The organism is Paenibacillus wuxiensis (genome assembly GCF_040195695.1).
Lineage (GTDB): Bacteria > Bacillota > Bacilli > Paenibacillales > Paenibacillaceae > Paenibacillus_B > Paenibacillus_B suaedae.
On record NZ_JBEFZI010000009.1, the window covers coordinates 199,731 to 222,466 of the forward strand.

A 22,736-nucleotide genomic window follows, 5' to 3' on the forward strand; every position below is an offset into this window, starting at 1 on the left:
CGGGGAGGATGAATGTGGAACGATTTATTGAGCAATGGCTTAGTAACCCATACGTATCCATGTGTGCTTACTTTTCTGTAACCGTACTGGCGCTTGTCGTGTTCTTGTCCATCTTTGAATTAGTGACAAGATACAGATGCTGGGAGGAGATCCGCAAAGGCAATATTAGTGTCGCGATGGCTACCTCTGGCAAAATCTTCGGAATTTGCAACATATTCCGCTTCGGGATCGAAGCACGGGATACGTTGTATGCGTCATTGACATGGGCAGCACTCGGATATGTACTGCTATTAATGGCATATTTTTTGTTTGGATTTCTGATGCCGTATTTCAAATTGGACGATGAAATTCAGAAGGATAACCGTGCAGTTGGTTTGCTGTCTATGGTTATCTCCGTATCCATGTCCTACATTATCGGAGCTAGCATTAAGTAGTTTTACGTAGGAACAGCAGGTTCGTTACTATGGCAGCGGAGGTCTTGCATGAAGTATTTATGGGGAACACTGTTTGCATTGGCAGCGATATTTATTATTATTGGAATCGTGTATTGGGCGAATCTGTAATGGATGCTCTATAATAGAGATACCCGCACGAACAAGTGCAGATCATTATGAATTGACATCTAGATAGGGGAGAATGTGCTCTGTAATCGACTTGCAGAGCCTTCTGATAAGAAAGGCAGGTTGAACGGACATGAGTCAGATTTGTCCTTGGTGTGATACGGAAATTGTGTGGGATGAGGTGCTAGGTCCAGAAGAAGAGTGTCCGCATTGCCACAATGAGCTGAATGCTTATCGGACATTGAATGTGGATATTGAGCACGATCCTGATAAGCAGCATGGAGATCATGATGATCATGATCATGAGGAAGAATCCGAGGAGAAGGGCTGGTCCAACTTCGGCTGGACAGAAGATGCTGCCTTGTTCGGCGATGAGAGTTCATTGCAGTACCAAGAAGGCGTGGATAAGGTGCTTCATGGGCAATCCGAAGTGCCAGAATGTCCTCAGTGCAGAGAATATATGTTACTAGCTGGCACAGAGACGATAGGTTCCAATCACTTCGAGCCACATGTATCGGAAGCCTTGAAGGCGCCGGTTGTAACAGCGCCATTCCGCTTGGATGTATATGTATGCACTTCTTGCTTCCAAGTATCCAAAGTACTGGCTGAGCCGCACCGCGAGCCGCTTATGGAAGTCGTCCGCCGTGCGCAGTCTGAATAAATTATCATAAGACGGCTGCTTTAGGGCAACTTATAAGCTGTAACGAAGAGGGCTATATGCCCGATTAAGCAGGGAGGGGTTCCCTTCGTGACAGCGCGTCTTGACGCTCAATCGCTATTGCTGTTGATCGTTTTTGGTCTCTTTTCGTTGGCGAATGCTCTTTCGGGAGCATTCGTCAATGTTTTTCTATGGAAGGCTGCATCAGATTACAGCTTGATTGGCTGGTTTGCCTTCAGTCAGCAAATATCCAGCGGGTTGACCTTCTACTGTGCAGGCAAGTGGGTGAAGGAAGGCAACAAGATGAATTGCTTGCGGCTTGGCATTGGTTTGGCGGGGGCATTTTATGCAGTAGTACTCTGGCTTGGTAAAGGTGCGGTCGATTACATATGGCTGCTCGGATTTATATTGGGTGCTGCGTTCGGTGCCTTTTGGCTCGCCTTTAATGTGGTGTATTTCGAAGTGACGGATCCGGACAATCGTGATTTATTTAATGGCTGGGTTGGGCTTATCGGTTCATGCTGCGGGATGGCCGCGCCGTGGGCATCCGGATATTTGATCACCAAGCTTGGCGATGGAACGGGCTACCGCATCATCTTTACCGTATCATTCTGCGTGTTTATTGGGGCAATCGTATTCAGCTTTTGGCTGCGCAAGCGTCCCCCTGAGGGTCACTATAATTGGACATTGCCATTTACCGCATGGAAGAAGGCTGGCAGTCCTTGGCGGCATGCCTTGCCAGCGCTTGCTGCACAAGGCGCCAAGGATGGGGTCTTTACCTTCCTGATCGGACTTGTGGTCTACATTGCAACGACCAATGAGATGAAGCTGGGCAATTACACCCTAATCACATCTGCTGTAGCATTAGGCAGCTTCTATGTGATAGGCAGGATTATGCGTCCTTCCTTCCGGGCACCGGGCTTGTTCATCGGGACGATTGCAATGGCGCTTGCAGTCATTCCTCTATTTTTCGGTGTTGCCTATGGAAGCCTGCTTCTATTCGGGATTATCACCTCGCTATTCTCGCCACTGTTTGTGATCCCGATGACAACCGCTACTTTCGACATTATGGGGGTAGATGAGCGTTCAGCAGCCCAACGCGTGGAGCTGACGGTTCTGCGCGAATTTGGTTTGTTGATCGGGCGAATGGCAGGGGTTGCAGCGTATTTGCTAGTTGTGCAATGGAGAACGACAGAGCCGGTTGTCGTTGCTTTCTTGGCTGTTTTGGGGGCTCTTCCTATTATCAGTGCAGTAAGCATCCGGACATTAGTATCGAATCAGCGAATAGGAAAATAAGAAAGGCCCTGCTGCTCGCATGAGTCATCAGGGCCTTTTATATTCCTGTCTTTTTCACGAATAGAACGCATAGGTTTAACTAAAACGTCCGGGTCCACCGTTATCTCCTCGTGTAGCTGAACAGTTCAGCATCCGGATGGAAGCCGAATTCAATCAAATCTCCAACAATTTGAGACGCAATGGTGCTGTATACAGTGCCATTTCCGCCAAAGGCCTCAATGAAGAAGCATCCTGGACGGTGAGGAGCCTCGCCAAAATAGGGATATCCATCCTGCGTGACACCGAATGCGCCCGCCCAAGCATTTTCAGCTATGAGCGGAGCCAACTGTGGGAATAGGGACTCCACTTCCTTGATAAGCTGTGCGGTTTTGCTTGGGAGCAGCTTATTCCGCTCTTCAGTACTTATATCTCCTTCATCAAATCCGCCCGCCAAGATCCGATTATCTGCCGAGGTACGCAAATATAAATAAGGACGCCTTGTCTCCCAAATGAGGAAGCGTTCATGCCATACATCAAGCAGATTAGGGATAGTTTGCGTTTTAATCGCGAAGGAGCTAGTAATTCTTGTGTTTGGATTCGACTTCATTTCATTCGTTTCATACCCGAGTGCGAATACGGCATGCTTGGCTGTTGCTACAAATCCACCATCCGTTTGTATCTGAATGAAACCACCCTCGTGCCTCACTTGGGTGCCCTTGGTATGCTCGTATACTCGCAGTTTATATTTGTTTGTCGCAGTATGTAATAGTGCATGTGTGAAACGGTAAGGATTCACCTCAGCATCACCATGAGTGACAATCGCGGCCGGCTTATCAAATCCAAATCGATGACGAATTTGTTGACTGTTCCACCATTCTGTATGGAAGCCATAGCGATGCAAAAAATCGTATTCGATTCGAAGACTTCTTACGTCTTGTTCGCTGCTGGCATAATAGAGGCTGCTGCGAGGGAACATCTCAGAATCCTCATCGAGCTCGGAAGCGATCGTAAGCAGACGTTCTGCTGCCTGCTTGCACAGTGTATAGAAACGAAGTCCCCTTCGCTCACCAAATAATCCGATGCATGAGGTTAATGAACGATCATTCATGTATTGAAGCAATCCTGTATTGGAGCTCGTACTGCCGCCCCCTACCTGCCTCTTCTCCAGCACAACGACATCGAATCCGCGCTTGCACAGCTCATAGGCGCAAAGTGCACCACTAATGCCTGATCCGACTACTAGCACGTCGCAGCGAATGGATTCAGATAATGGGGGATGCACATGCCTAGATGGCAGCGTACTTTTCCATGGAAGCGACCCAAATTGTAGATCCACGCGACATCTCCTTTCGTTCAGATTTCCGGTTACATATTTCCCTAATGTTGGGTTCATAATACATAGAGAACGACAACTTCCAGACAGGATGAAAGGAGTATGCTCAGATGCAATATGCTCAGCATAACCAACAGTCACATCAAGGCAATATGAAGCCGTTATCGGCGAAGGAATTGGAGTACATCGTGGATTCGATCTCCAATGAGGATTTGCTTATTAAACAGTGTGCGGCAACCGCAGCAATGGCGACAACTCCAGGTGTTCAGCAAGCGCTGACGCACATGATCGGTGTTCATCAGCAGCACATGAATGTATTGCTACATACTCTGCAGCAGCACACACATATGGCGCCAACTAGTCCGCAACAATCTCAATAATCGAAGTAATGAAGGAGGAACGACAACATGAATGGTTCACAACAAAATCAATTCATGCAAGAGGAAGACTTGTTGTACACGATCTTGGCTGATTTGAAGCGAACTTCTCGCGAGTATACAACAGGTGTAACAGAAGCGGCTTGTCCGGTAGTTCGGCAGATGTTTACGGACTTGACTCACAGTACGTTAACGATGCAAGGACAGCTGTTCACGCTCATGGAGAAGAACAATATGTATTCCGTAGCATCACCAGCATTGCGTCAGGAGTTGGACAAGCAACTGAAGGACAATCAACAGCTTCAAATGAAATCCAACCAGTTCGTGCAGCAGAAGCTGGGCCAAGCGGGATATGGTCACTATCAGCAGCATGCGCATCAACAACAAGAGCATCATCAAGGCAACTACAATCAGTACATGTAATACAGGAAAAGGCTGCTGAGTACTTCAGCGGCCTTTTTACTTGCGGCTGTAGTACGGAGATGACCTACCAACCAGCAAAGCTGCAATTTCGCATGGTCGTGGACCTTCAATTCCATTACGGCAACAGGTATCATAGCAGTAGGAAATGCACTAGGAAATCATGAAATGCGCAGTAAAGCCTGTTGATATTGGCGTGCACATATGAAAAGGTGTATCATATGTAGCATATTTACACTAAGTCGGCTTGCCACTGCAGGTCGAGGGAGGATCGAATATGAAGGATTTGAGCGATTTTAATATTAGCATACTTAAATTGTTAAAAGAGGACGCGCGTCGTTCCCCGGCGCTCATCGCCACGATGCTTGGTGTTGACGAAGAGAAAGTTCGCACCGCGATTGCCGAGATGGAAGAAGAGCACGTCATTGTTAAATATGCAACGGTAGTGAATTGGAGCAAGGTTGATGATGAGACTGTAACCGCCCTAATTGAAGTGCAAATAACTCCAGAGCGTGGTCGTGGCTTTGAGGGTATTGCAGAGCGAATATACTTATTCCCACAGGTGAAGTCCGTATACTTGATGTCTGGCGCCTATGATTTGCTAGTTGAGGTAGAAGGAAAGAACTTGCGTGAAGTCGCTTCCTTCGTATCCGACAAGCTGTCTCCGATTGAATCGGTATTGTCGACGAAGACACACTTCATCCTGAAGAAGTATAAGCAGGACGGCATTATTTATGAAGAGCGCGAGGATGATCATCGTCTCGTAATTACCCCGTGAAAGGTGAAGTGCTATGATTAAGGAAGAAGAGAAGCAAGCTGGCGTACGCTCCATGAGCGACTATATTAACCCATTGGTACGTGACATTGCGCCATCCGGTATTCGTAAGTTCTTCGACTTGGCTAACGCCAGCAAGGACATCATCACACTCGGTGTCGGGGAACCGGATTTCTGCACGCCTTGGCATGTTCGTGAAGCGTGTGTATATTCGTTAGAGCGTGGTCGTACGAAGTACACTTCCAATGCAGGAATGCTGGAACTGCGCGAAGCGATTGCAGAATATTTGAACAATTCATTCCAAGTAAAATATGAACCGTCAGATGAAGTGCTTGTTACCGTTGGCGGATCGGAAGCCATTGATCTGGCACTGCGGACGCTGGTTGCCCCAGGCGATGAAATCCTTATCCCGGAACCGTGTTATATCTCATATTCGCCGATCGTGTCGATTGGTGGTGGGGTAGCGGTAGGAATTGAGACGGATGCTGCTAATCAGTTCAAGCTGACTGCGGAGGCGTTGAAGGCTAAGCTTACACCGAAATCCAAGGTACTGATTTTATGCTATCCGAGTAATCCAACAGGCGGTATTATGACCTATGAGGATTGGCTCCCGATCGCGAAGATTGTTGAAGAACACGATTTGATCGTCATTTCAGACGAGATTTATGCTGAATTGACATATGATCAGAAGCATGTCAGCTTCGCATCCATTCCAGGCATGAAGGACAGAACGGTGCTCGTCAGCGGATTCTCCAAGGCATTTGCCATGACTGGCTGGCGGATGGGGTATGCATGCGGTCATCCGGAAATCATTGCCGCGATGATGAAGATTCATCAATATACGGTCATGTGTGCACCGATAATGGGACAGATTGCCGCCCTTGAAGCATTGCGCAATGGGATGAGCGAGAAGGATCATATGATGGAGTCGTACAATCAGCGCAGACGTCTTGTTGTGAACGGATTCCGCGAAATTGGTCTGGAATGCCATGAGCCGCAAGGGGCTTTTTATGCATTCCCATCCATTAAGTCAACTGGACTTACTTCAGAGCAATTTGCCCATCGGTTGTTGTTCGAAGCGAAGGTTGCGGCTGTTCCGGGTGATGTGTTCGGCCTAGGAGGAGAAGGTCATATTCGCTGCTCTTATGCGACATCCGTTGCGCAATTGAATGAAGCTCTTGATCGAATGGGTCGTTTCCTCGACAAGATGAAGCAAGAAATGTGATAATTATTCATAATCAACGAAAATGAACTAGTTTTCTTTCTTCCCCTCTGGTATAATATAACATGTCTCGCAGAACTGTCCCATGTTATGGAACATCTGGAGAAACTTAGGATATTCTATAATCGCCATGAAGGGAGGAAAGGTCGATTGTTTTGTTCGAACTATACCTTGACGTCGTATCCGCATAGTTCAGTGAGAGAAGATAGATCTCATGTAAGATGGTCGGGCAGAACAAGAAACATTTCGTCCAAGCTATTGGCGCTTGAGTATGAAATCCTTGTCCTTCGCAAGCAAATGGAGCAGATGTTCCAAGAGGAGCAGTCCTTTACTGCAGAGACAGTAATCGAGATTAGCAGCATGTTGGACTTGAAGATTAATGAATATATGAAGTCACAATCGATGAAATAGATGGTGCGTGAGGAAGACTCCTATGAGGAGTCTTCTTTTTTTGCCTATGTTGTTTATGATATAGTGAAGGTTGGGATTTATTAAACGGACAATACATTTATATGGGCAACGTGGAGAGGGGACAGGCTATCATGCGCAATTGGAGATGGATCGGTGTTCTAGCGGTATTGCTTGTGCTTGTAAGTGGTTGTGGAGGGCCTAAAGCCGATGCTACAGTATTCATCATGACATCATCGTCATTACCTCCCGAAATGACAAGTGCACTGCAGGATGATCTGAATAAGACGTTTGAAAATAAATTCACAGTCCAAGTCGTCGCTTCACCGTTGTACAGCATCGAGAAGTTGTTTGTGGAATATGCGGCTGGAGAGAATAGTGTAATGGTCATTCCAGAGGAGGACGCGAAGAGAATGGCTCCTCAGGGTGGACACGTAGCTCTCGATAAGTATTTTGATGCCAAAAAATATAACGAAGGCGTGTACGACGGTGCTGTATATGAAGGCAAGGAAGAGCATAAAGGAACTTTCTTATTCTCGTTGTCTGCAGAGAAGCTGCCTGTCTTGAAGAAACATGGCATTCAGGAAAAGGGGCTGTCTGTTACGATTCCTTCGCGCACACCTGATGAAGCCAGATCCGTTGAGATACTCAAGGCTCTTGCTGAAGAGAAGTAATGTGGCTTGATTCAGACAGATCGTAAGGATCGATAAGCAATCATTGGACATCACGGTAAGACATCATAAGTGAAAGGGGGGAGCGCTCGTGATCATTGGTGTAACAGGAAGCACCGGGAGCGGGAAAACATCATTTGCAATGCATTATGCTGCAACGTTCGGGCGTGAAGGGTTCTACATGACTACCCGTCTTACGCCGCTTCCGGATGAATTGCCTGCGCCACCCCATTTCACATGGCAGACGATTGATACGGAATGTGCTTTGCCAGAAGTTCTGCATCGAATCAATGAGCAATCCAATATGTACCGGGCCGACCGGCGTGTACTTGTCATTGATAGCGTTACCTCGTATTTGCATGGCGCACACGAACAAATTATGGAGGAAATGGACAATAAGCAGGATCTTGCTGAATACGCTGGGCGCTTGACAGCTGCGCGGATGGAGTTGCAAGAGGCATTGTTCATCTTTCAAGGCAAGCTGTTCATTATTACGAACGAGCCGCCAGGCTACACGCCGTTCACGAATCCGCTTGAAGTTGAGTATATTGTGCAGCACGCCGCTCTGAATCGCGAGCTTGTAAAGCGGAGTACACAATGGTTCCGGATGACTTCAGGAATTCCAGAGGACATTAGCGCGAAGCGGAAACGAAAGTAAACTAGCAATGTGCACGTGGAGAGGACATTAAGCCCAGGATAGAACGGTAATGAGGGGGCATAGCAAATGAAGTTATATACGCGTACAGGTGATGAAGGAACGACATCGTTGATAGGTGGTCGGGTACCGAAGGATCATTTGCGGGTAGCAGCTTATGGGAAGCTTGATGAGCTGAATTCATTCGTCGGCTGGGCGATTACTTGCTGCCATGGAGATGAAATGAAAGCACTTCGGGAGCAGTTATCCGTGATTCAGCATGAATTGTTCGATTGCGGAGCCGATACCGCTTATGCGGAGCAGAAGCAGGGGAAATTCATTTATAAAATTCGTCCAGAACAGGTGGAGCAGCTTGAGAAATGGATGGACGAGCATGAGACAGCGAATGAGCCGATCACAAAGTTCATTTTGCCAGGAGGATCCGAGGCGGCAGCAGCCCTGCATATATGTCGAACTGTGTGTCGAAGAGCGGAGCGTCAGCTCGTTACGCTCTCGCATCAGGAGACCGTACATGTCGAAGTAATGAAATATGTGAATCGATTGTCAGACTATTTCTTTGCAGTGGCGCGCCGGGCAAATGGTCTTGTTGGCGTTCAGGATCAGGAATATGTGAGAAGTGCTGACGTGTTCAGGAAGAAGGAGCAGCATGATTGAAGAAGAAGGGAAGCAAGAAGCGGACGGCTTGTCTGGGGAGATTGCAGCTGAGCTGTCCTATGTAGTGCCTGAGAGTGAAGAAGGGATTCAACTCCGAACCGTTCTCCGTTCCAGATTGAATTTGTCGAGGCGTTTATTGAAGCGGCTGAAGACGTTGGAACAAGCGATTACGGTGAATGGCGGTACAGAATACAATGGCAGAATTCTTACGGTGCGCGACAAGCTTCGTGCGGGTGATCTGATTCGGGTGGAGATTGCAGAGGATCATGTCGATACAATCGAACCAGAGCCAATCCCGATTCAGATTGTGTACGAGGATGAGGATATTCTCGTGCTCAATAAGCAGGCAGGCATAGTGGTCCATCCAACCAAGGGATATCCGAATGGGACATTGGCTAATGGAGTTGTTCATCATTGGCGGATGCGTGGCGAGCGAACCCGATTTCGACCAGCGAATCGACTCGACCAAGAGACCTCTGGGCTGCTTATTGTTGCGAAGCACGGCCACGCTCATCATCAATTATCGGATCAGATGCAGAAGAATGAGGTGTGGAAGCAGTATGAGGCATTTGTATTTGGGATTCCTCGTGAGGAGGAAGGGACGGTACATGCTCCAATCGATAGAGACAAGGAGCAGCCTCATCTTCGTGTCGTGACACCGGATGGATACGATTCCATCACGCATTATCGTGTGCTGGAGTCCTACCATGGACAAGCTGCAAGAGTAAGCTGCCGACTGGAGACGGGACGTACTCATCAAATCCGGGTGCATATGAAGCATATCGGAAGTCCGCTGCTGGGCGATAAGTTCTATGCTGATCCTGATCTGGTGAATACTCCGCTGCTTCAGGCTGCAGTGGAGCCATTAACGCGGCATGCGCTTCATGCCTCTGAACTGCGATTTACACACCCGATGAGTGGGGTTAAGCTTCACTTTAAGGCCGAGCTTCCTCAGGAACTAGTAGAACTGCATGACCGGCTTGTTGGCTGGAGGAGCAATAATGAATGATGTTATGAGAGGAGTTACATGACATATGAACGTTACTGTATATCAATATGCCAAATGCGGCACTTGCCGTAAAGCAGTGCAGTGGCTCAAGGGACAAGGCTATGATGTTGCACTGATCCCGATCGTAGAGGAGCCGCCAAGCAGCGAGGAATTGCGCGCACTAGTTGCCCAAAGCGGATTGGAGTTGAAGAAATTCTTCAATACATCTGGCGAAGTATACAAGGCGATGCAGCTTAAGGACAAGCTGCCAACGATGAGCGAGCAGGAACAGTTGAATCTGCTGGCATCAAATGGCAAGCTGATCAAGCGTCCTATTGTTACAGATGGGTATCGAACAACAGTAGGCTTCAAGGAAGAGATGTTTGCAGAAGCGTGGGGCACGGCCTCCAAGCATTAAGAAGGATTTGCAGCTGTTGATCCTGACAAGCAGCACATAGGTACGATGCTGTTCAGGTTAACAGGAACCGTGTTAACAGATGTATGCAAGACGAGGAAGATGATGGTTGACATCACGTGAACGAACAAGTAAGATTCCTCATGGAAGTATTTAACTAGCGATGAAAGGGGAGGGTAATGGTGGAAGGCAGTCCGAGTCATTTGCGACAACTGATGTACACTAGTAGAGAGGATGTGTCCTATACAAGCAGCCCTCCCATGTCTTGCTGTGCCCTGAATCGTCTTGCATCCTGTATGCACGAGAAGAATCAGTAGGCTTATTTGACGTGTGAGGAATCGACTTGCTGGATGTAATCAAGCTCTCTCTTTGCGAGGGGGCTTTTTTTGCGTGTAGATGTTTTTTTGTAGTAGATGTTGAATTTGAGTAAGTTGAATTTGGGTAAGAAGGTGATCGACATGATATTTTTGACATTGGAAATGATGATGAAGCTCGGTTTGGCGCTATTATTCGGTTTGTTGATTGGGCTTGACAGACAAATTAAGCAAAAACAGCTTGGTTTGAGACCGAGTATGGTCATATGTATTGCCAGCTGCCTGGTTACGATTGTGTCAATTGAGGCATTCGGGAAGTTCGGCGGCACTAACCATCCGAATATGGATCCAATGCGCTTGGCAGCTCAGATCATAAGCGGGGTCGGTTTTATTGGAGCGGGTGTTATCTTGCGAAGAAGCAATGAGGTTATTTCCGGTCTCACTTCTGCAGCATTAATCTGGTCGGCGTCTGCTCTCGGTGTAGCGATTGGGGCTGGATTCTATTTGGAAGCAACTTGCGGTGCGGCGCTGCTGATTACGGCTGTCAACCTCATTCCGGGTTTAATTAAGATGATTGCCCCTGCCAAGTTGAACCGGCATGATGTGGCGTTGAAGATCGTCGTAGAATCGAACCACCAGATGACGGATCTCATAAAGAAAATTCAGCGCAAGGATCGAACGGATGCAGATGAGTTCCATATCCGCCACTTTAAACTCAAGGATCTGGATAAGGATCGCCAGCGAATTGACCTAGTGCTATCTGTGCCAAGTAATCAATACTTGACGGAAATCTATTATTACATCAAGAAGATTGAGCATGTTGTGAGCGTAGAGATCGAGCAATTGTAAGTAGAGCGCAAGAAGATGGATTGCTGTCTTATCAAGAGGCGGATTTCTATCTTGATCATATGGAGAGGGAAGAGGCAGAGGACATTAAGCAATTGCTCGCTTACCCAGAAGGTACAGCTGGATCACTTATGACAACGGAGATCATCCGAATCCGTACGACAGATACAATTGCTGAGGTTCTTGATTGGATGCGCCGTTGCTTGACGAATGTGGAGACTATTTATTATTTGTGTGTGACCGATGAGCGGGATACGCTGCTCGGCGTTGTGTCACTACGTGATTTCCTTATCTCTTCGCCCGAGCGGTTAATGCATGAGATGATGAATCCGCATCTCGTTACGATCGAACCAGATGCACTGCAAGCGGATGTCTTGGACATTATTAAGAAGTATGGCCTTCTGGCTGTTCCGGTAGTAACGGAGGACAGTCGGTTAGTCGGGATCGTGACTTTTGATGATGTAATGTCTCATTTGTAGCATAATTAGAAAGAATGAGTATGGGTTCCTTGCTTGGCAGAATCCGTTATCTAGTGATTGTAAGAATTATGATATACTTGACGATAGGCATTGAAGCGAAAGGGGTAATCCATACCGATGGAAGTACAATTGAATGATAATAAGGAGCAGCGCTTACTGCTCGTTGATGGAATGGCGCTCTTATTTCGCGCCTATTTCGCTACTGCGTACGGCGGTTCTATTCGTCGAATGAAGGATGGAACACCAACGAATGCGGTGTATGGCTTTATGAGATATTTCTGGGATGCGGTAGAACGGTTCGAGCCGACTCATATTGCATGCTGCTGGGATCTCGGGAGCAAGACATTTCGCTCAGAACAGTTCACAGCGTACAAAGCAAATCGTCCCGATTGCCCAGAGGATCTGGTACCACAATTTCAACTCATTCGGGATGTAATGGATGGATTCGGCATCCCTAATATATCGGCTGAAGGATTCGAGGCAGATGACTGTATCGGAACCTTGTCGCGCTTATTCCGTGATGATATGCATGTCTTTGTCCTGACAGGCGACCACGATATGCTGCAGCTTGTTCATGAACGGACGACTGTGATCATCATGAAGAAGGGGCATGGCAATTATGCAGTCTATTCGCCATTGTCACTCATGGAGGAGCGTCAGCTGACTCCAGAGCAGGTGGTTGATGTGAAGGGGCTTATGGGAGATACTGCGGACAACTATCCAGGCGTGAAAGGGATAGGTGAGAAAACAGCACATAAGCTGATCCAGCAATATCAGAGCATTGAGGGAATATTGGAGAATTTGCCGGAGCTTGCGAAGGGTGTACGGACGAAGATTGAGTCCGACCTTGAGATGCTCCATTTGTCACGACAGCTTGCGCGCATCAACTGCGATGTGCCGGTAGAATGCCAGATGGATGTCTGTGTATTTGCGCCAGAGCGCGAGTCCGTCAGTGCAATATTTGAGCGTCTGGAAATGAAAAGTATGATATCGTACGTCGGAATGTAACGAACATGGGCGGCAGAATGAAGGGGAGGAGCAGAAGCTCCTCCCTTTTTTGATCATAAGTGCTGTATGAAGGTTGGGTTCGTGAATCCAAGTCATCAGCTTAATCGGTGAAATGCGCCTCGCCTATGACCATGTACAGGAAGCCGCGAAGCTCTTCTCCCTCTTCCTCCGACAAGCGATAAAAGGATTCTAAATAGCCTTCTTCCTTGAGATCGTCCTGCCCGAGAATGGCGGTCAGCCCGCTCTGCAAGTCGGTAACGAGCTTCTTGCCGTAAAAACGGCCTGTAGATGTAATCGCCAAATCAAAGCGCCGATAGCTGTGCCCTACGAAGGTGACGAAGCGTGTTGTTGTCGTCTCTGTGCTGTCCGATAGAAAATCAAGATCATGATTGCTCATTGTTAGCCTCCCTTATCTGCTGCTCCAATAAGATGATATTATTATATAGTAGCGTCCAACATTTAGAAATAGAAATACAGGAATTGACACTGGAGATGAGCATGCTATAATGGTAATAAATTCATAACTAGGACGAGGAAGCACCTCATTGCGATGCGTATATACGTACCGTGATGAGGTGCTTTCTTTTTTTGTCCGAAAGAAGTGAATAGAAGGTCGCAGCAATCGGAGAGGTTGTATCATTATCAAGTCTATCGAATAGGGAGGGCGTAGTTGATGCAAATTGTATGGATGGCCAGGTTAGAGCGAATGGTGCTGGACGATGGGGAGATGGTGTCTTCTCGTAAGCGGAAGAGGGGAGTAAATTCTTCTCATGATACCGCATATGGATTAGTTACGGCTGGAGTAGATGAGGGGAAGTGGATCTTACTCTGGGAACCAGATGGACAGCCTGCCGAAGTATGGTTCGAGGGGACGGTATGGGCCGAGATGCGGGCGGCTATGCGGCGTGGTATGGCGCGTTTGCTGCACGCTGGGTACCGTCTGACTATTGGGTTTGTGCCGGAGGCCGATATACACGAGCGCAGAATGAAGGAACGCAATGAATGGGTTGCCTGCTATGCGGATTTATATGCCCGATCCGAGGTATATGAACAGCTTGCGAAGTGGCGTAGGGAGACGGCGAGCAAGCTGCGCCGGGCCCCTTATTGGATTGCGACGAATCGTATGCTGCGTATGGTCAGTGCCTTGCTTCCGCACACCTTGGAAGAGCTGAAGCAGCTTCCTGGATTCGGGGAAGCGAAGCTGGCATCCTATGGAGCGGACATCATTGCAATTGCGAAGGGGTTTGAGAGGACATCGACTTTCCCGCTGGATTGGATATCCTCCGTTGTATCCGAAGAGGAGTTCGCGAAGTGGGTCTATTCCGAATGGGAAGCGAAGCAGAATCAAGAGCTCTCCAAGCTGACAGACCGCCGTGTATTGCTGGAAGGCTTGCAGCAGCAGTTATCGATTGCGCAATTGATAGAGCTTCTTCAGGTAGATCGGCGTGAACTCATTATGCGCATTGAGACGGTAGAACGTGAAGGCTATAATGTGTGCATGCTGGTTGAATCGGAGCTTCAATCTATGCCGGAAGAGCAGCGGGCAACGATAGAGCTGGCATTCGATGAACTGGGCGATGAATACTTGAAGCCAATCTATGTGAAGGCATTTGGAGAATCGGCATTGGACGAATCTTATGCCGAGGTACAAGCGAACTATGAGCGGATTCGATTGCTGCGGCTTCTGCATCGAAGCAGAGCGAGAAGCAGCGGCGTTGCAGAAGCAGCAAGCTGACGAATGCCACATATTCGAAGGACGTATGCTTGGGCTCGTTAATGAATTTATTCTGTTGTTTAGGCTAGTTTAGGGGCGTCGTGCTATTTTGTTTGGAAAGCAGCGAAAAACAATTCGCAGTGGTTGGCTTCGTTTTTCGTCATCGGCGAACAAGGTGAGCAAATGGGGATAATCGGGAATACGGTAATGCAAAGAAAACAAAGCGGGGGTGTCCAAGGTCATTATCAAATGACTTTAGAACACCCCCTGCTGATTATTAAATCCAGTCTTTCTTGCGGAATAAGTAGAACATAAAGATACCAAGCGCAAGCATGAATCCGATCATATACAAGGAGCCGTACTCCCAGTCCATAATTGGAATATATCCGAAGTTCATGCCGTAGATCCCTGTTATTAAGGTTAGCGGCATGAATATAGTTGTAATCGCTGTGAACACTCTCATAATATCGTTTGCGCGATTCGCAATGCTAAGCTGATAAGACTCACGTAAGTTGCCCATGAGGTCGCGGAACGTTTCGAATGTCTCCGATACTTTGACGGCATTCTCGTAAATATCCTGGAAGTACTTCTGCAGGTCATCGCCGATCAGCCGCAATTCCTTACGATAGAGGACAAGCAATACCTCTTTTTGAGGGCCAAGACCCTTCTTGAGCCACAGAATCTCACTTCGCAAGCTGATGATTTCATTGAGATGTTCTTTCTTCGTGCTCATAATGAGCTCTTCCTCAAGCTTGTCGATCTTCGCTTCAATTCGATCTCCTACTGTGAAGTAGTTGTCGACAACCAAGTCAATGAGCAGGTAGAGCATAAGGTCAGGCGTACTCGCTTGCTGCTCCCACAATACAGGCTTCACCATACGCAGCTCGTTAATCTTCTGCTTCGTTACGGTAATAATGAAGTGCTTGCCGAGGAAAATGTTCAATGAGCGTAAAAAGATCTCTTCATCGTCAAAGCGAATGCTGTTGAACACGATAAAATAATGACCTTCATAAATTTCGATTTTGGGACGCTGCTCTTCTTCACTCATACAGTCCTCAACTGCCAAATCATGCATGTTGAATAATGGCTGCAGAACGACCAAATCCTCAATGTCAGCATCGATCCAGTAGAAGCCATTCTCTGGCGGTGTTAATGTGACATTGATATCTTCCTCAGTCGTGAAGACGCCCTCGTTGACCAGACGGATTTTCATTGCACTCACTCCTTGACGCTGTCGCCATTGCGACATGCGCATCGTCTAAATGTTACCAGACGACTCGAAACAAGGCTGGGCATGCGCAGTCCGTCGTTCGCGCACGTGATATAAGCCTAGGCACAATTAGTGAACTAGGTTCTCTGCAGAGGCACGAATCCCGACATTGGACTGCGAACTTGCCGCTGCCTGTCGAATCGTAATATTCGGTTGTACGTACGTACTACGGAACGACCTCGGGTCGCCATCCATCCGAACTCACCTCAGCTTGAATAATTGTACGTGACTTTATACATCATGCGTCCAGTGAAGGAATGATTATTGCCTTCATTGAAAAGTTAAGGCCTCGACGCACCTTGTTAAGTATAACGCTCGTACTTCAACCTTTCAAGACAAAATCCATTGGCGGAATTCGTCAATAATGTATCGTATGCGAAGGGGGTGGAATCGTGATTTTTTGTTGTGTTCACCTCTTGACGAACAGCTTCTCTTTGCCGTACATTATTACCAAGGCCAAATCAAATGAATATTCATATAAGCAATCTTATCAAGAGTAGGTGGAGGGACAAGCCCGATGAAGCCCGGCAACCGGCGATGCGCAGTATGAAGCGCGACGCACGGTGCTAATTCTTGCAGGGACGATGAAAGTCGTTACTGACAGATGAGAGAGGCTCATGAGCATGTATAACATGACCTTTCTCGTAGTCGAGGAAGGTCTTTTTTTGTATGTCTCTAGCCATTTGTGCCGTTTCAAGTCAGGTCTGTTTGCGGTTGCGCCAAATTGATTTCATGTGCCGACACCATCCAATTACCATTTTCGAGGGGGAGAGCGTCAATGCCGATTAAAATTCCGGATCATTTGCCGGCCAAAGAAATTTTGACCCAGGAGAATATCTTCGTCATGGACGAAACGAGAGCCTATCATCAAGATATTCGTCCGCTGCGAATCATCATTCTCAACTTGATGCCGACGAAAGAGACTACGGAAACCCAACTCCTGCGCTTAGTGGGCAACACGCCGCTGCAAGTTGAGGTGACGCTCCTTCATCCAGCAAGCCATACATCAAAAAATACGTCCGCACAGCACTTATCTTCGTTCTACAAAACATTTGAAGATATTGAAGGAGAGCAGTTTGATGGCATGATCATTACGGGTGCTCCTGTCGAACAGATGAAGTTTGAAGATGTAGACTATTGGGATGAGTTGTGCCGCATTATGGAATGGTCTAAGGAGAATGTAACTTCCACGTTCCATATTTGCTGGGCATCACAAGCGGGCCTCTATCATCACTATGGAATTGCGAAATATGCACTGGATCAGAAAATTTTCGGTGTATACGAGCATGTACTAACAAAGGAAAATGTAAATCTGACACGCGGCTTCGACGAGATGTTTCTTGTACCGCAATCCCGTCATACGGAATTTCGGAGAGAGGATGTCGCGAAGATTGCCGAGTTAGAAATATTAGCGGAGTCGGAAGAAGCAGGAGTGTACTTGGTAGCGACACATGATGGGAAGCAAATTTTCGTGACCGGTCATTCGGAATACGATCCCTGTACACTGAAGTGGGAGTATGACCGCGATATTGCAAAGGGGATGGAGATGGACATTCCAATAAATTATTTCCCGAATAACGATCCTTCCCGCAAGCCTTATTCCACTTGGCGCGCGCATGCCAGCCTCCTCTTCTCAAATTGGCTGAACTACTACGTATATCAAGAAACACCTTACGAATTGGGCAAAGCCGTACCGCGCAAGGAAGGGGCTCATCAACTATGATCGAACGCAACGAAGAGAACTACCGCATCGAAAGTCGATTAGCTCAAATTGGATCGGTTCATGAACCAAAAACAGGAGCTATTAATTATCCGATTTACCAAGCAACTGCATTCAGGCATCCGAAGCTTGGACAGAGCACGGGGTTTGATTATATTCGGACGAAGAGCCCGACTCGTACTGTTCTAGAGGAAGCGGCGGCTGCTTTGGAATGTGGGGATGCCGGATTTGCCTGTAGTTCTGGGATGGCTGCATTACAGACATTGTTCGCGATGTTCAGTTCAGGCGATCATCTGATTGTTTCCCTCGATTTGTACGGTGGTACTTATCGTCTGCTGGAGCGGATTATGTCTCGTTTCGGCGTGACGGCTTCTTATGTAGATACGAATGATTTTGATGCGCTTGAGTCTGTAAGAACACCGCAGACGAGGGCTGTCTTTATAGAGACGCCTACGAACCCCTTGATGATGATTACGGATATCGAGAAGGTAGCGGCGTGGGCGAAGGCTCATGGAATTCTCACTATCGTTGATAATACGCTGCTAACGCCATTTTTCCAACGCCCGATTGAACTTGGGGCAGATATGGTAGTCCACAGCGCAACGAAGTATTTGGGCGGACATAATGATGTGCTTGCTGGTCTGATCGTAACGAAAGGGAAGCAATTATCGGAAGAAATCGCCTTCCTGCATAATTCGATCGGGGCTGTCCTGAGCCCATCGGACTCCTATCAATTGATGCGAGGCATGAAGACACTTGCCCTTCGTATGGAGCGGCATCAGTACAACGCAACCCGCATTGCCGAATGGCTGCTAGAGCATCCCGCCATCGACAATGTGTATTATCCTGCATTCGAGCAGCATCCGGGATATGAGATTCAACAGCGCCAATCGTCGGGCAACACAGGCATCTTCTCCTTCCGCTTGAAGAATGCAGCTTATGTAGAGCCGATCCTGCGCCACTTGAAATTGATCGCGTTCGCGGAGAGCTTGGGTGGGGTAGAGTCGCTGATGACTTATCCGGCGGTTCAGACCCATGCGGATATTCCGCAGGAGATTCGGGATCAGATTGGTGTAGACGATCGCTTGCTAAGATTCTCGGTTGGAATTGAACATGTTGATGACTTAATTGCTGACTTGGAGCAAGCGATAGAAGCGGCTAGAGTAGAAGTGGAGGGATAACGGAGATGAGTGAGCAGAATTCGAATCAAGCATCAGACGGTCAGTTAGGCAAGCAATCACGTCGGTTTGCGACGAAGCTGATCCATTTTGGCGGTGAGATCGATGCCGGTACAGGAGCTTCCAGTGTCCCGATTTACCAAGCTACGACATTTCATCATGAGGACATTTACAATCCGCCTCAGTACGATTACTCTCGTTCTGGCAATCCAACACGTGAGGCATTGGAGCAATATATTGCACTGCTCGAGGGCGGAACGAATGGATTTGCCTTCGCGTCAGGGATGGCAGCAATCTCTTCGACTTTCTTGCTGTTATCAGCAGGAGATCATGTAATCGTAACGGAAGATGTGTATGGTGGAACGTACCGTCTCCTGACCTCCATTTTAAACCGGTTGAACATTGAGTCTACTTTAGTGGATATGACCGACATTGAGCAGGTGAAGGCTGCGCTTCGTCCAAATACGAAGGCTGTCTATATGGAGACACCGTCCAACCCGACGCTCAAAATTACGGATATTGCAGAAGTGACCTCATGGGCCAAGGAAAAGGGTCTGCTCACCATGCTGGATAATACGTTCATGACCCCTTATCATCAACGTCCAATTGAGCTTGGTGTAGATATAGTCTTACATAGTGCAACCAAGTTCTTGGGCGGACACAGTGATGTGCTCGCAGGTCTGGCAGTAACAGCCAACGAGAGTCTTGGACGCCGTGTGAAGCAATTGCAGAATGGCCTTGGCACTGTACTTGGGGTTCAGGACAGCTGGCTGCTGATGAGAGGCATGAAAACATTGGAAGCTCGGATGAATCAGAGTGAGCAGAGCGCCCGTCGCCTTGCTCTGTGGCTGAGTGAACGGTCGGACATTGCTGACGTCTATTACCCTGGTCTAGCCGATCATCCTGGTCGTGAGGTGCATGAGAAGCAATCACTGGGATACGGCGCAGTGGTATCATTCGATGTGGGTTCTGGCGAACGGGCGAAGCAAGTGCTAAACAACGTGACAATCCCGCTTGTGGCAGTCAGCCTTGGCGCTGTTGAGAGCATCTTGTCTTATCCTGCCATGATGTCTCACGCAGCAATGCCGCATGAAGTTCGTCTGCAGCGTGGAATTACGGATGGATTGCTCCGCTTCTCTGTTGGGCTTGAACATGTCGAGGATTTGATTGCGGATTTGGATCAGGCGTTATCCAAATAACCGATTCTATCCAGCACCCTTCCATGGAAGGGTGCTGTTTTTTATGGGCGATGTATGTTACGATTATTTAGTGAAGCTGCTTCTTGAGCGATACAATGCACAACTAGATGATGAAGCAGCATGTGCAATAATCCGTACAATTTAACCCCGCCGTGAGCGGGGTCTACTTCGCTTTATATACGAGAGTGTAAGGCAACATATGAGAGGGGAAGTGACTGTGACGATGTCACCGATAGACCGCATTTTGGACAAAGCGCTTCGTGGTGAACGATTGAATACAGACGATTGCGTGACCTTGTTCGAATCTGATCAGATCGAGAAAATGGGGGCAGCTGCCGACCAAATTATGAAGAAATGGCATCCAGATCCGATTGCTACATTTGTAATTGGGCGCAATGTCAACTATACAAATATTTGTGATACGTACTGCAGATTCTGTGCCTTCTACCGTGCTCCGGGCTCGAAGGAAGGTTATGTGCTTCCTGATGAAGTCATCTTCCAGAAGATTCAGGAAACGATCGATGTAGATGGAACTGAGATTCTGATGCAGGGCGGAACAAACCCAGAGCTTCCATTCAGCTATTATACGAATCTGCTTCGCGAAATTAAGAAGCGGTTCCCAAGTATTACAATGCACTCCTTCTCTCCTGCAGAGATTATGAAGATGAAGGAAGTTTCGAATGGTCTATCTCTAGAAGAGGTAATTCGTCAAATTCATGAAGCGGGTCTAGACTCGCTGCCGGGTGGAGGCGCTGAAATTTTGGACGACCGTACTCGCCGGAAGATCAGCCGCTTGAAGGGCTCATGGCGCGATTGGATGGACGTCATGCAAACCGCCCATAAGGTCGGCATGAATACAACGGGCACGATGGTTATCGGCTTCGGCGAGCTGCTGGAAGAGCGCGCACTGCACTTGGAGCGTATTCGTACAGCACAAGATGAATGCATGCAGAACGGCCATCCTTCCAAGGGCTTCCTTGCGTTCATTCCATGGACATTCCAACCGGACAACACGAACATGAAGGCAGAGCGCGTATCGCCTGAAGAGTATTTAAAGACACTCGCGATCAGCCGCTTGTTCCTAGATAATATTCCGAACTTCCAAGCTTCATGGGTAACGATGGGGCCGGAAATTGGCAAGAAGACGCTCAGCTTCGGCTGCAATGACTTCGGCAGTACGATGATTGAGGAGAATGTCGTATCGGCTGCTGGTGCTACACATAAAGTAAACATCGGGAGCACGCTGCAGCTTATCCGCGAAGCGGGCAAGATTCCTGCGCAGCGTGATACGAAATATAATATTTTGCGTGTGTTCGACGATGAACATGCAACGGTTGCCAAAGATTTTGTTATGCAGAATTAGGCGTCAATTGAAAATGAAGCAGTACACCTGCTGGACTTTCCGTGTGGATAGCCAGCAGGTGTTTTTTTTATTTTTGGCAATAATGCCAGAAGGAATGCCATCGTCCTCTGTTTTCCAGATTCGTCTTCGTATATCTCCATTCATGACCCCATATACTTAAGAAGGAACAGAAAGGAGTGGGCTCATGGAGTTGTTCACGATCTCGTTGCCGCTGCGATCCGAATGTGACGCAGTAACGCTGACTGATTTGCTGCAGCAGGAGCTGAGCGATTTACATAAACAGCCGAATGGCGTGGAATTCCAGCAATGGTCTGAAGGGCAGACGGCTTGGATTACATGCCGGGGCATCTTGCCAGGTTTTCAACTGTCTACACAAGGACAAGATGTATGGAATAGAGCGGCCAAGGCAGTTGCTGAATTTATTCTGTCCCAAAAAGAAAGGCTGCTTCTTGCTTCCTTAATTGCAAAGGATTCGAAATACAGTGAAGAGGAACGCCGTAAAATTGAGGAATACTGCCAGCAGCTGCTCAACGGTGGAGATGAAACCGGTTCTAGTGAGTCCAGACGCAGACGCAAAGGGAAGCTTACACGTGCACTGCGGCGATATTTAGAAGATCATACAGCCCTTAATGTTGAAGGGTTCATTCAGTTCCGCCTGCGGCACTATTTAACAGAGCTTCGTGAAGTGGTTGACTATGCGATTGATGAATATGTACTTGAACGGCAGTATCAAGAGTTCATCGGTCTATTGAAATACTTCGTGTTCATTCAGGAGACGAAGATCCCGCTTGCGCACTTAATGCACAAGGGCGGTCATGAATTTACGCTCCTAGATGAGGAGCTTCAGCCGCTTGAGCCGAAGCATGTGATGAATGGCATGGTTGTGGAGATGATTGATTATGACATGGAGATGGAGGATATGATTGTGAGTACACTCATCAATGTATCCCCGCAAAATATTATCATTCACACGCGCGAGCCAGAATCTCAGGTGATTAAGACGATTCAGCAAATCTTCGAATCGAGGGTGCATGTATGTGTATTGTGTAGTTCTTGTCATGTTGTGCTTGGTGGAGATGGCTGGCCTCACGAGACTCTTGTACATAACAACGTGCAGGACGGTTCGATGCTGCGGCCATAGCATTTCATGATTCAGGAATCGAAGCTTGACCACCCTGCGAAGATCGCATATAATATGCGGTATTGAGTAATCAATAGCATACGATATGCGATG

Annotated in this window: 25 protein-coding genes and 1 riboswitch; of the genes, 22 read left to right on the forward strand and 3 right to left on the reverse strand. The window is 47.7% G+C overall.

Features of this window, described 5'->3' with window-relative positions; translation table 11 throughout:
• Positions 1-14: 14 nt before the first annotated feature.
• The 3 genes from ABN764_RS21555 (at position 15) to ABN764_RS21565 (ending at position 2,514) form a co-directional block, all read left to right on the forward strand.
• On the forward strand, positions 15-434 hold the full coding sequence (locus ABN764_RS21555) for a DUF350 domain-containing protein (RefSeq protein ID WP_021254568.1): 420 nt from the start codon (positions 15-17) through the stop codon (positions 432-434).
• Between the two features lie 259 nt (positions 435-693).
• Positions 694-1,221: a hypothetical protein gene (locus ABN764_RS21560; RefSeq protein WP_142544017.1), complete on the forward strand. Its 528-nt coding sequence runs from the start codon at positions 694-696 to the stop codon at positions 1,219-1,221.
• 87 nt (positions 1,222-1,308) lie between these two features.
• Positions 1,309-2,514 (forward strand): MFS transporter, encoded by a 1,206-nt coding sequence (locus ABN764_RS21565; protein WP_021254570.1) that lies wholly within the window; start codon positions 1,309-1,311, stop codon positions 2,512-2,514.
• 100 nt (positions 2,515-2,614) lie between these two features.
• On the opposite strand, the gene ABN764_RS21570 is transcribed toward ABN764_RS21565, so the two are convergent.
• Positions 2,615-3,829 (reverse strand): NAD(P)/FAD-dependent oxidoreductase, encoded by a 1,215-nt coding sequence (locus tag ABN764_RS21570; RefSeq protein WP_446673070.1) that lies wholly within the window; start codon positions 3,827-3,829, stop codon positions 2,615-2,617.
• 107 nt (positions 3,830-3,936) lie between these two features.
• Here ABN764_RS21570 and ABN764_RS21575 point away from each other — a divergent pair, with 107 nt between their 5' ends.
• From ABN764_RS21575 to ABN764_RS21635, 13 genes are all read left to right on the forward strand, one after another.
• Positions 3,937-4,206 (forward strand): hypothetical protein, encoded by a 270-nt coding sequence (locus ABN764_RS21575; protein ID WP_021254572.1) that lies wholly within the window; start codon positions 3,937-3,939, stop codon positions 4,204-4,206.
• A 27-nt stretch (positions 4,207-4,233) separates the two neighbouring features.
• Positions 4,234-4,626 carry a spore coat protein gene (locus tag ABN764_RS21580; protein WP_021254573.1) on the forward strand — a complete coding sequence of 131 codons (393 nt, stop codon included), beginning with the start codon at positions 4,234-4,236 and terminating at the stop codon, positions 4,624-4,626.
• A 274-nt stretch (positions 4,627-4,900) separates the two neighbouring features.
• Positions 4,901-5,401 (forward strand): Lrp/AsnC family transcriptional regulator, encoded by a 501-nt coding sequence (locus ABN764_RS21585; RefSeq protein ID WP_021254574.1) that lies wholly within the window; start codon positions 4,901-4,903, stop codon positions 5,399-5,401.
• Between the two features lie 13 nt (positions 5,402-5,414).
• Positions 5,415-6,623: an aminotransferase class I/II-fold pyridoxal phosphate-dependent enzyme gene (locus ABN764_RS21590; RefSeq protein WP_021254575.1), complete on the forward strand. Its 1,209-nt coding sequence runs from the start codon at positions 5,415-5,417 to the stop codon at positions 6,621-6,623.
• A 147-nt stretch (positions 6,624-6,770) separates the two neighbouring features.
• Positions 6,771-7,031 carry an aspartyl-phosphate phosphatase Spo0E family protein gene (locus ABN764_RS21595; RefSeq protein ID WP_021254576.1) on the forward strand — a complete coding sequence of 87 codons (261 nt, stop codon included), beginning with the start codon at positions 6,771-6,773 and terminating at the stop codon, positions 7,029-7,031.
• Between the two features lie 131 nt (positions 7,032-7,162).
• A complete protein-coding gene (locus ABN764_RS21600; protein WP_021254577.1) occupies positions 7,163-7,702 on the forward strand; it encodes a hypothetical protein in 540 nt (179 codons plus the stop codon).
• An 88-nt stretch (positions 7,703-7,790) separates the two neighbouring features.
• Positions 7,791-8,357 carry a P-loop NTPase family protein gene (locus tag ABN764_RS21605; RefSeq protein WP_446673071.1) on the forward strand — a complete coding sequence of 189 codons (567 nt, stop codon included), beginning with the start codon at positions 7,791-7,793 and terminating at the stop codon, positions 8,355-8,357.
• A gap of 66 nt (positions 8,358-8,423) precedes the next feature.
• Positions 8,424-9,008, forward strand: coding sequence for a cob(I)yrinic acid a,c-diamide adenosyltransferase (locus ABN764_RS21610; protein ID WP_446673072.1), 585 nt, complete (start codon positions 8,424-8,426; stop codon positions 9,006-9,008).
• Positions 9,001-10,017, forward strand: coding sequence for an RluA family pseudouridine synthase (locus ABN764_RS21615; RefSeq protein ID WP_446673073.1), 1,017 nt, complete (start codon positions 9,001-9,003; stop codon positions 10,015-10,017). Before ABN764_RS21610 ends, ABN764_RS21615 begins: the two co-directional genes overlap by 8 nt.
• Positions 10,018-10,042: 25 nt before the next feature.
• Complete coding sequence (locus ABN764_RS21620) at positions 10,043-10,414, forward strand: arsenate reductase family protein (protein WP_446673074.1); 372 nt, start codon at positions 10,043-10,045, stop codon at positions 10,412-10,414.
• Between the two features lie 455 nt (positions 10,415-10,869).
• The gene (locus tag ABN764_RS21625) at positions 10,870-11,574 is read left to right on the forward strand and encodes an MgtC/SapB family protein (RefSeq protein ID WP_268623814.1); all 705 of its coding nucleotides are present in this window, start codon (positions 10,870-10,872) and stop codon (positions 11,572-11,574) included.
• A 20-nt stretch (positions 11,575-11,594) separates the two neighbouring features.
• Positions 11,595-12,050 carry a CBS domain-containing protein gene (locus ABN764_RS21630; RefSeq protein ID WP_446673075.1) on the forward strand — a complete coding sequence of 152 codons (456 nt, stop codon included), beginning with the start codon at positions 11,595-11,597 and terminating at the stop codon, positions 12,048-12,050.
• A gap of 117 nt (positions 12,051-12,167) precedes the next feature.
• Positions 12,168-13,058, forward strand: coding sequence for a 5'-3' exonuclease (locus tag ABN764_RS21635; protein WP_028531861.1), 891 nt, complete (start codon positions 12,168-12,170; stop codon positions 13,056-13,058).
• Positions 13,059-13,158: 100 nt separating this feature from the next.
• Here the strand turns inward: ABN764_RS21635 and ABN764_RS21640 are convergent, their stop codons facing one another.
• On the reverse strand, positions 13,159-13,455 hold the full coding sequence (locus tag ABN764_RS21640; protein WP_021254585.1) for a DUF3055 domain-containing protein: 297 nt from the start codon (positions 13,453-13,455) through the stop codon (positions 13,159-13,161).
• Positions 13,456-13,731: 276 nt separating this feature from the next.
• Here ABN764_RS21640 and ABN764_RS21645 point away from each other — a divergent pair, with 276 nt between their 5' ends.
• Positions 13,732-14,793, forward strand: coding sequence for an HRDC domain-containing protein (locus ABN764_RS21645; RefSeq protein WP_446673076.1), 1,062 nt, complete (start codon positions 13,732-13,734; stop codon positions 14,791-14,793).
• A gap of 256 nt (positions 14,794-15,049) precedes the next feature.
• Here ABN764_RS21645 and corA read toward each other — a convergent pair whose 3' ends face one another.
• Positions 15,050-15,985 carry a magnesium/cobalt transporter CorA gene (gene corA / locus ABN764_RS21650; protein WP_021254587.1) on the reverse strand — a complete coding sequence of 312 codons (936 nt, stop codon included), beginning with the start codon at positions 15,983-15,985 and terminating at the stop codon, positions 15,050-15,052.
• A gap of 541 nt (positions 15,986-16,526) precedes the next feature.
• A riboswitch (SAM riboswitch) is annotated at positions 16,527-16,653 on the forward strand.
• 167 nt (positions 16,654-16,820) lie between these two features.
• Between corA and metA the strand changes: the two genes are divergently transcribed.
• The 5 genes from metA to ytxC all read left to right on the forward strand — a co-directional run bounded on the left by metA (position 16,821) and on the right by ytxC (position 22,643).
• Positions 16,821-17,765, forward strand: coding sequence for a homoserine O-acetyltransferase MetA (gene metA, locus ABN764_RS21655; RefSeq protein ID WP_021254588.1), 945 nt, complete (start codon positions 16,821-16,823; stop codon positions 17,763-17,765).
• Positions 17,762-18,943, forward strand: a complete 1,182-nt coding sequence (locus ABN764_RS21660) for an aminotransferase class I/II-fold pyridoxal phosphate-dependent enzyme (RefSeq protein WP_446673077.1) — start codon at positions 17,762-17,764, stop codon at positions 18,941-18,943. Before metA ends, ABN764_RS21660 begins: the two co-directional genes overlap by 4 nt.
• Positions 18,944-18,948: 5 nt before the next feature.
• Positions 18,949-20,139 (forward strand): trans-sulfuration enzyme family protein, encoded by a 1,191-nt coding sequence (locus ABN764_RS21665; protein WP_065292293.1) that lies wholly within the window; start codon positions 18,949-18,951, stop codon positions 20,137-20,139.
• Positions 20,140-20,362: 223 nt separating this feature from the next.
• Entirely contained in the window at positions 20,363-21,502 is a 1,140-nt protein-coding gene (gene mqnC, locus ABN764_RS21670; RefSeq protein WP_028531863.1) for a cyclic dehypoxanthinyl futalosine synthase, read from the forward strand.
• Positions 21,503-21,686: 184 nt separating this feature from the next.
• The gene (gene ytxC / locus ABN764_RS21675) at positions 21,687-22,643 is read left to right on the forward strand and encodes a sporulation protein YtxC (protein ID WP_446673078.1); all 957 of its coding nucleotides are present in this window, start codon (positions 21,687-21,689) and stop codon (positions 22,641-22,643) included.
• The last annotated feature ends 93 nt before the right edge of the window (positions 22,644-22,736 follow it).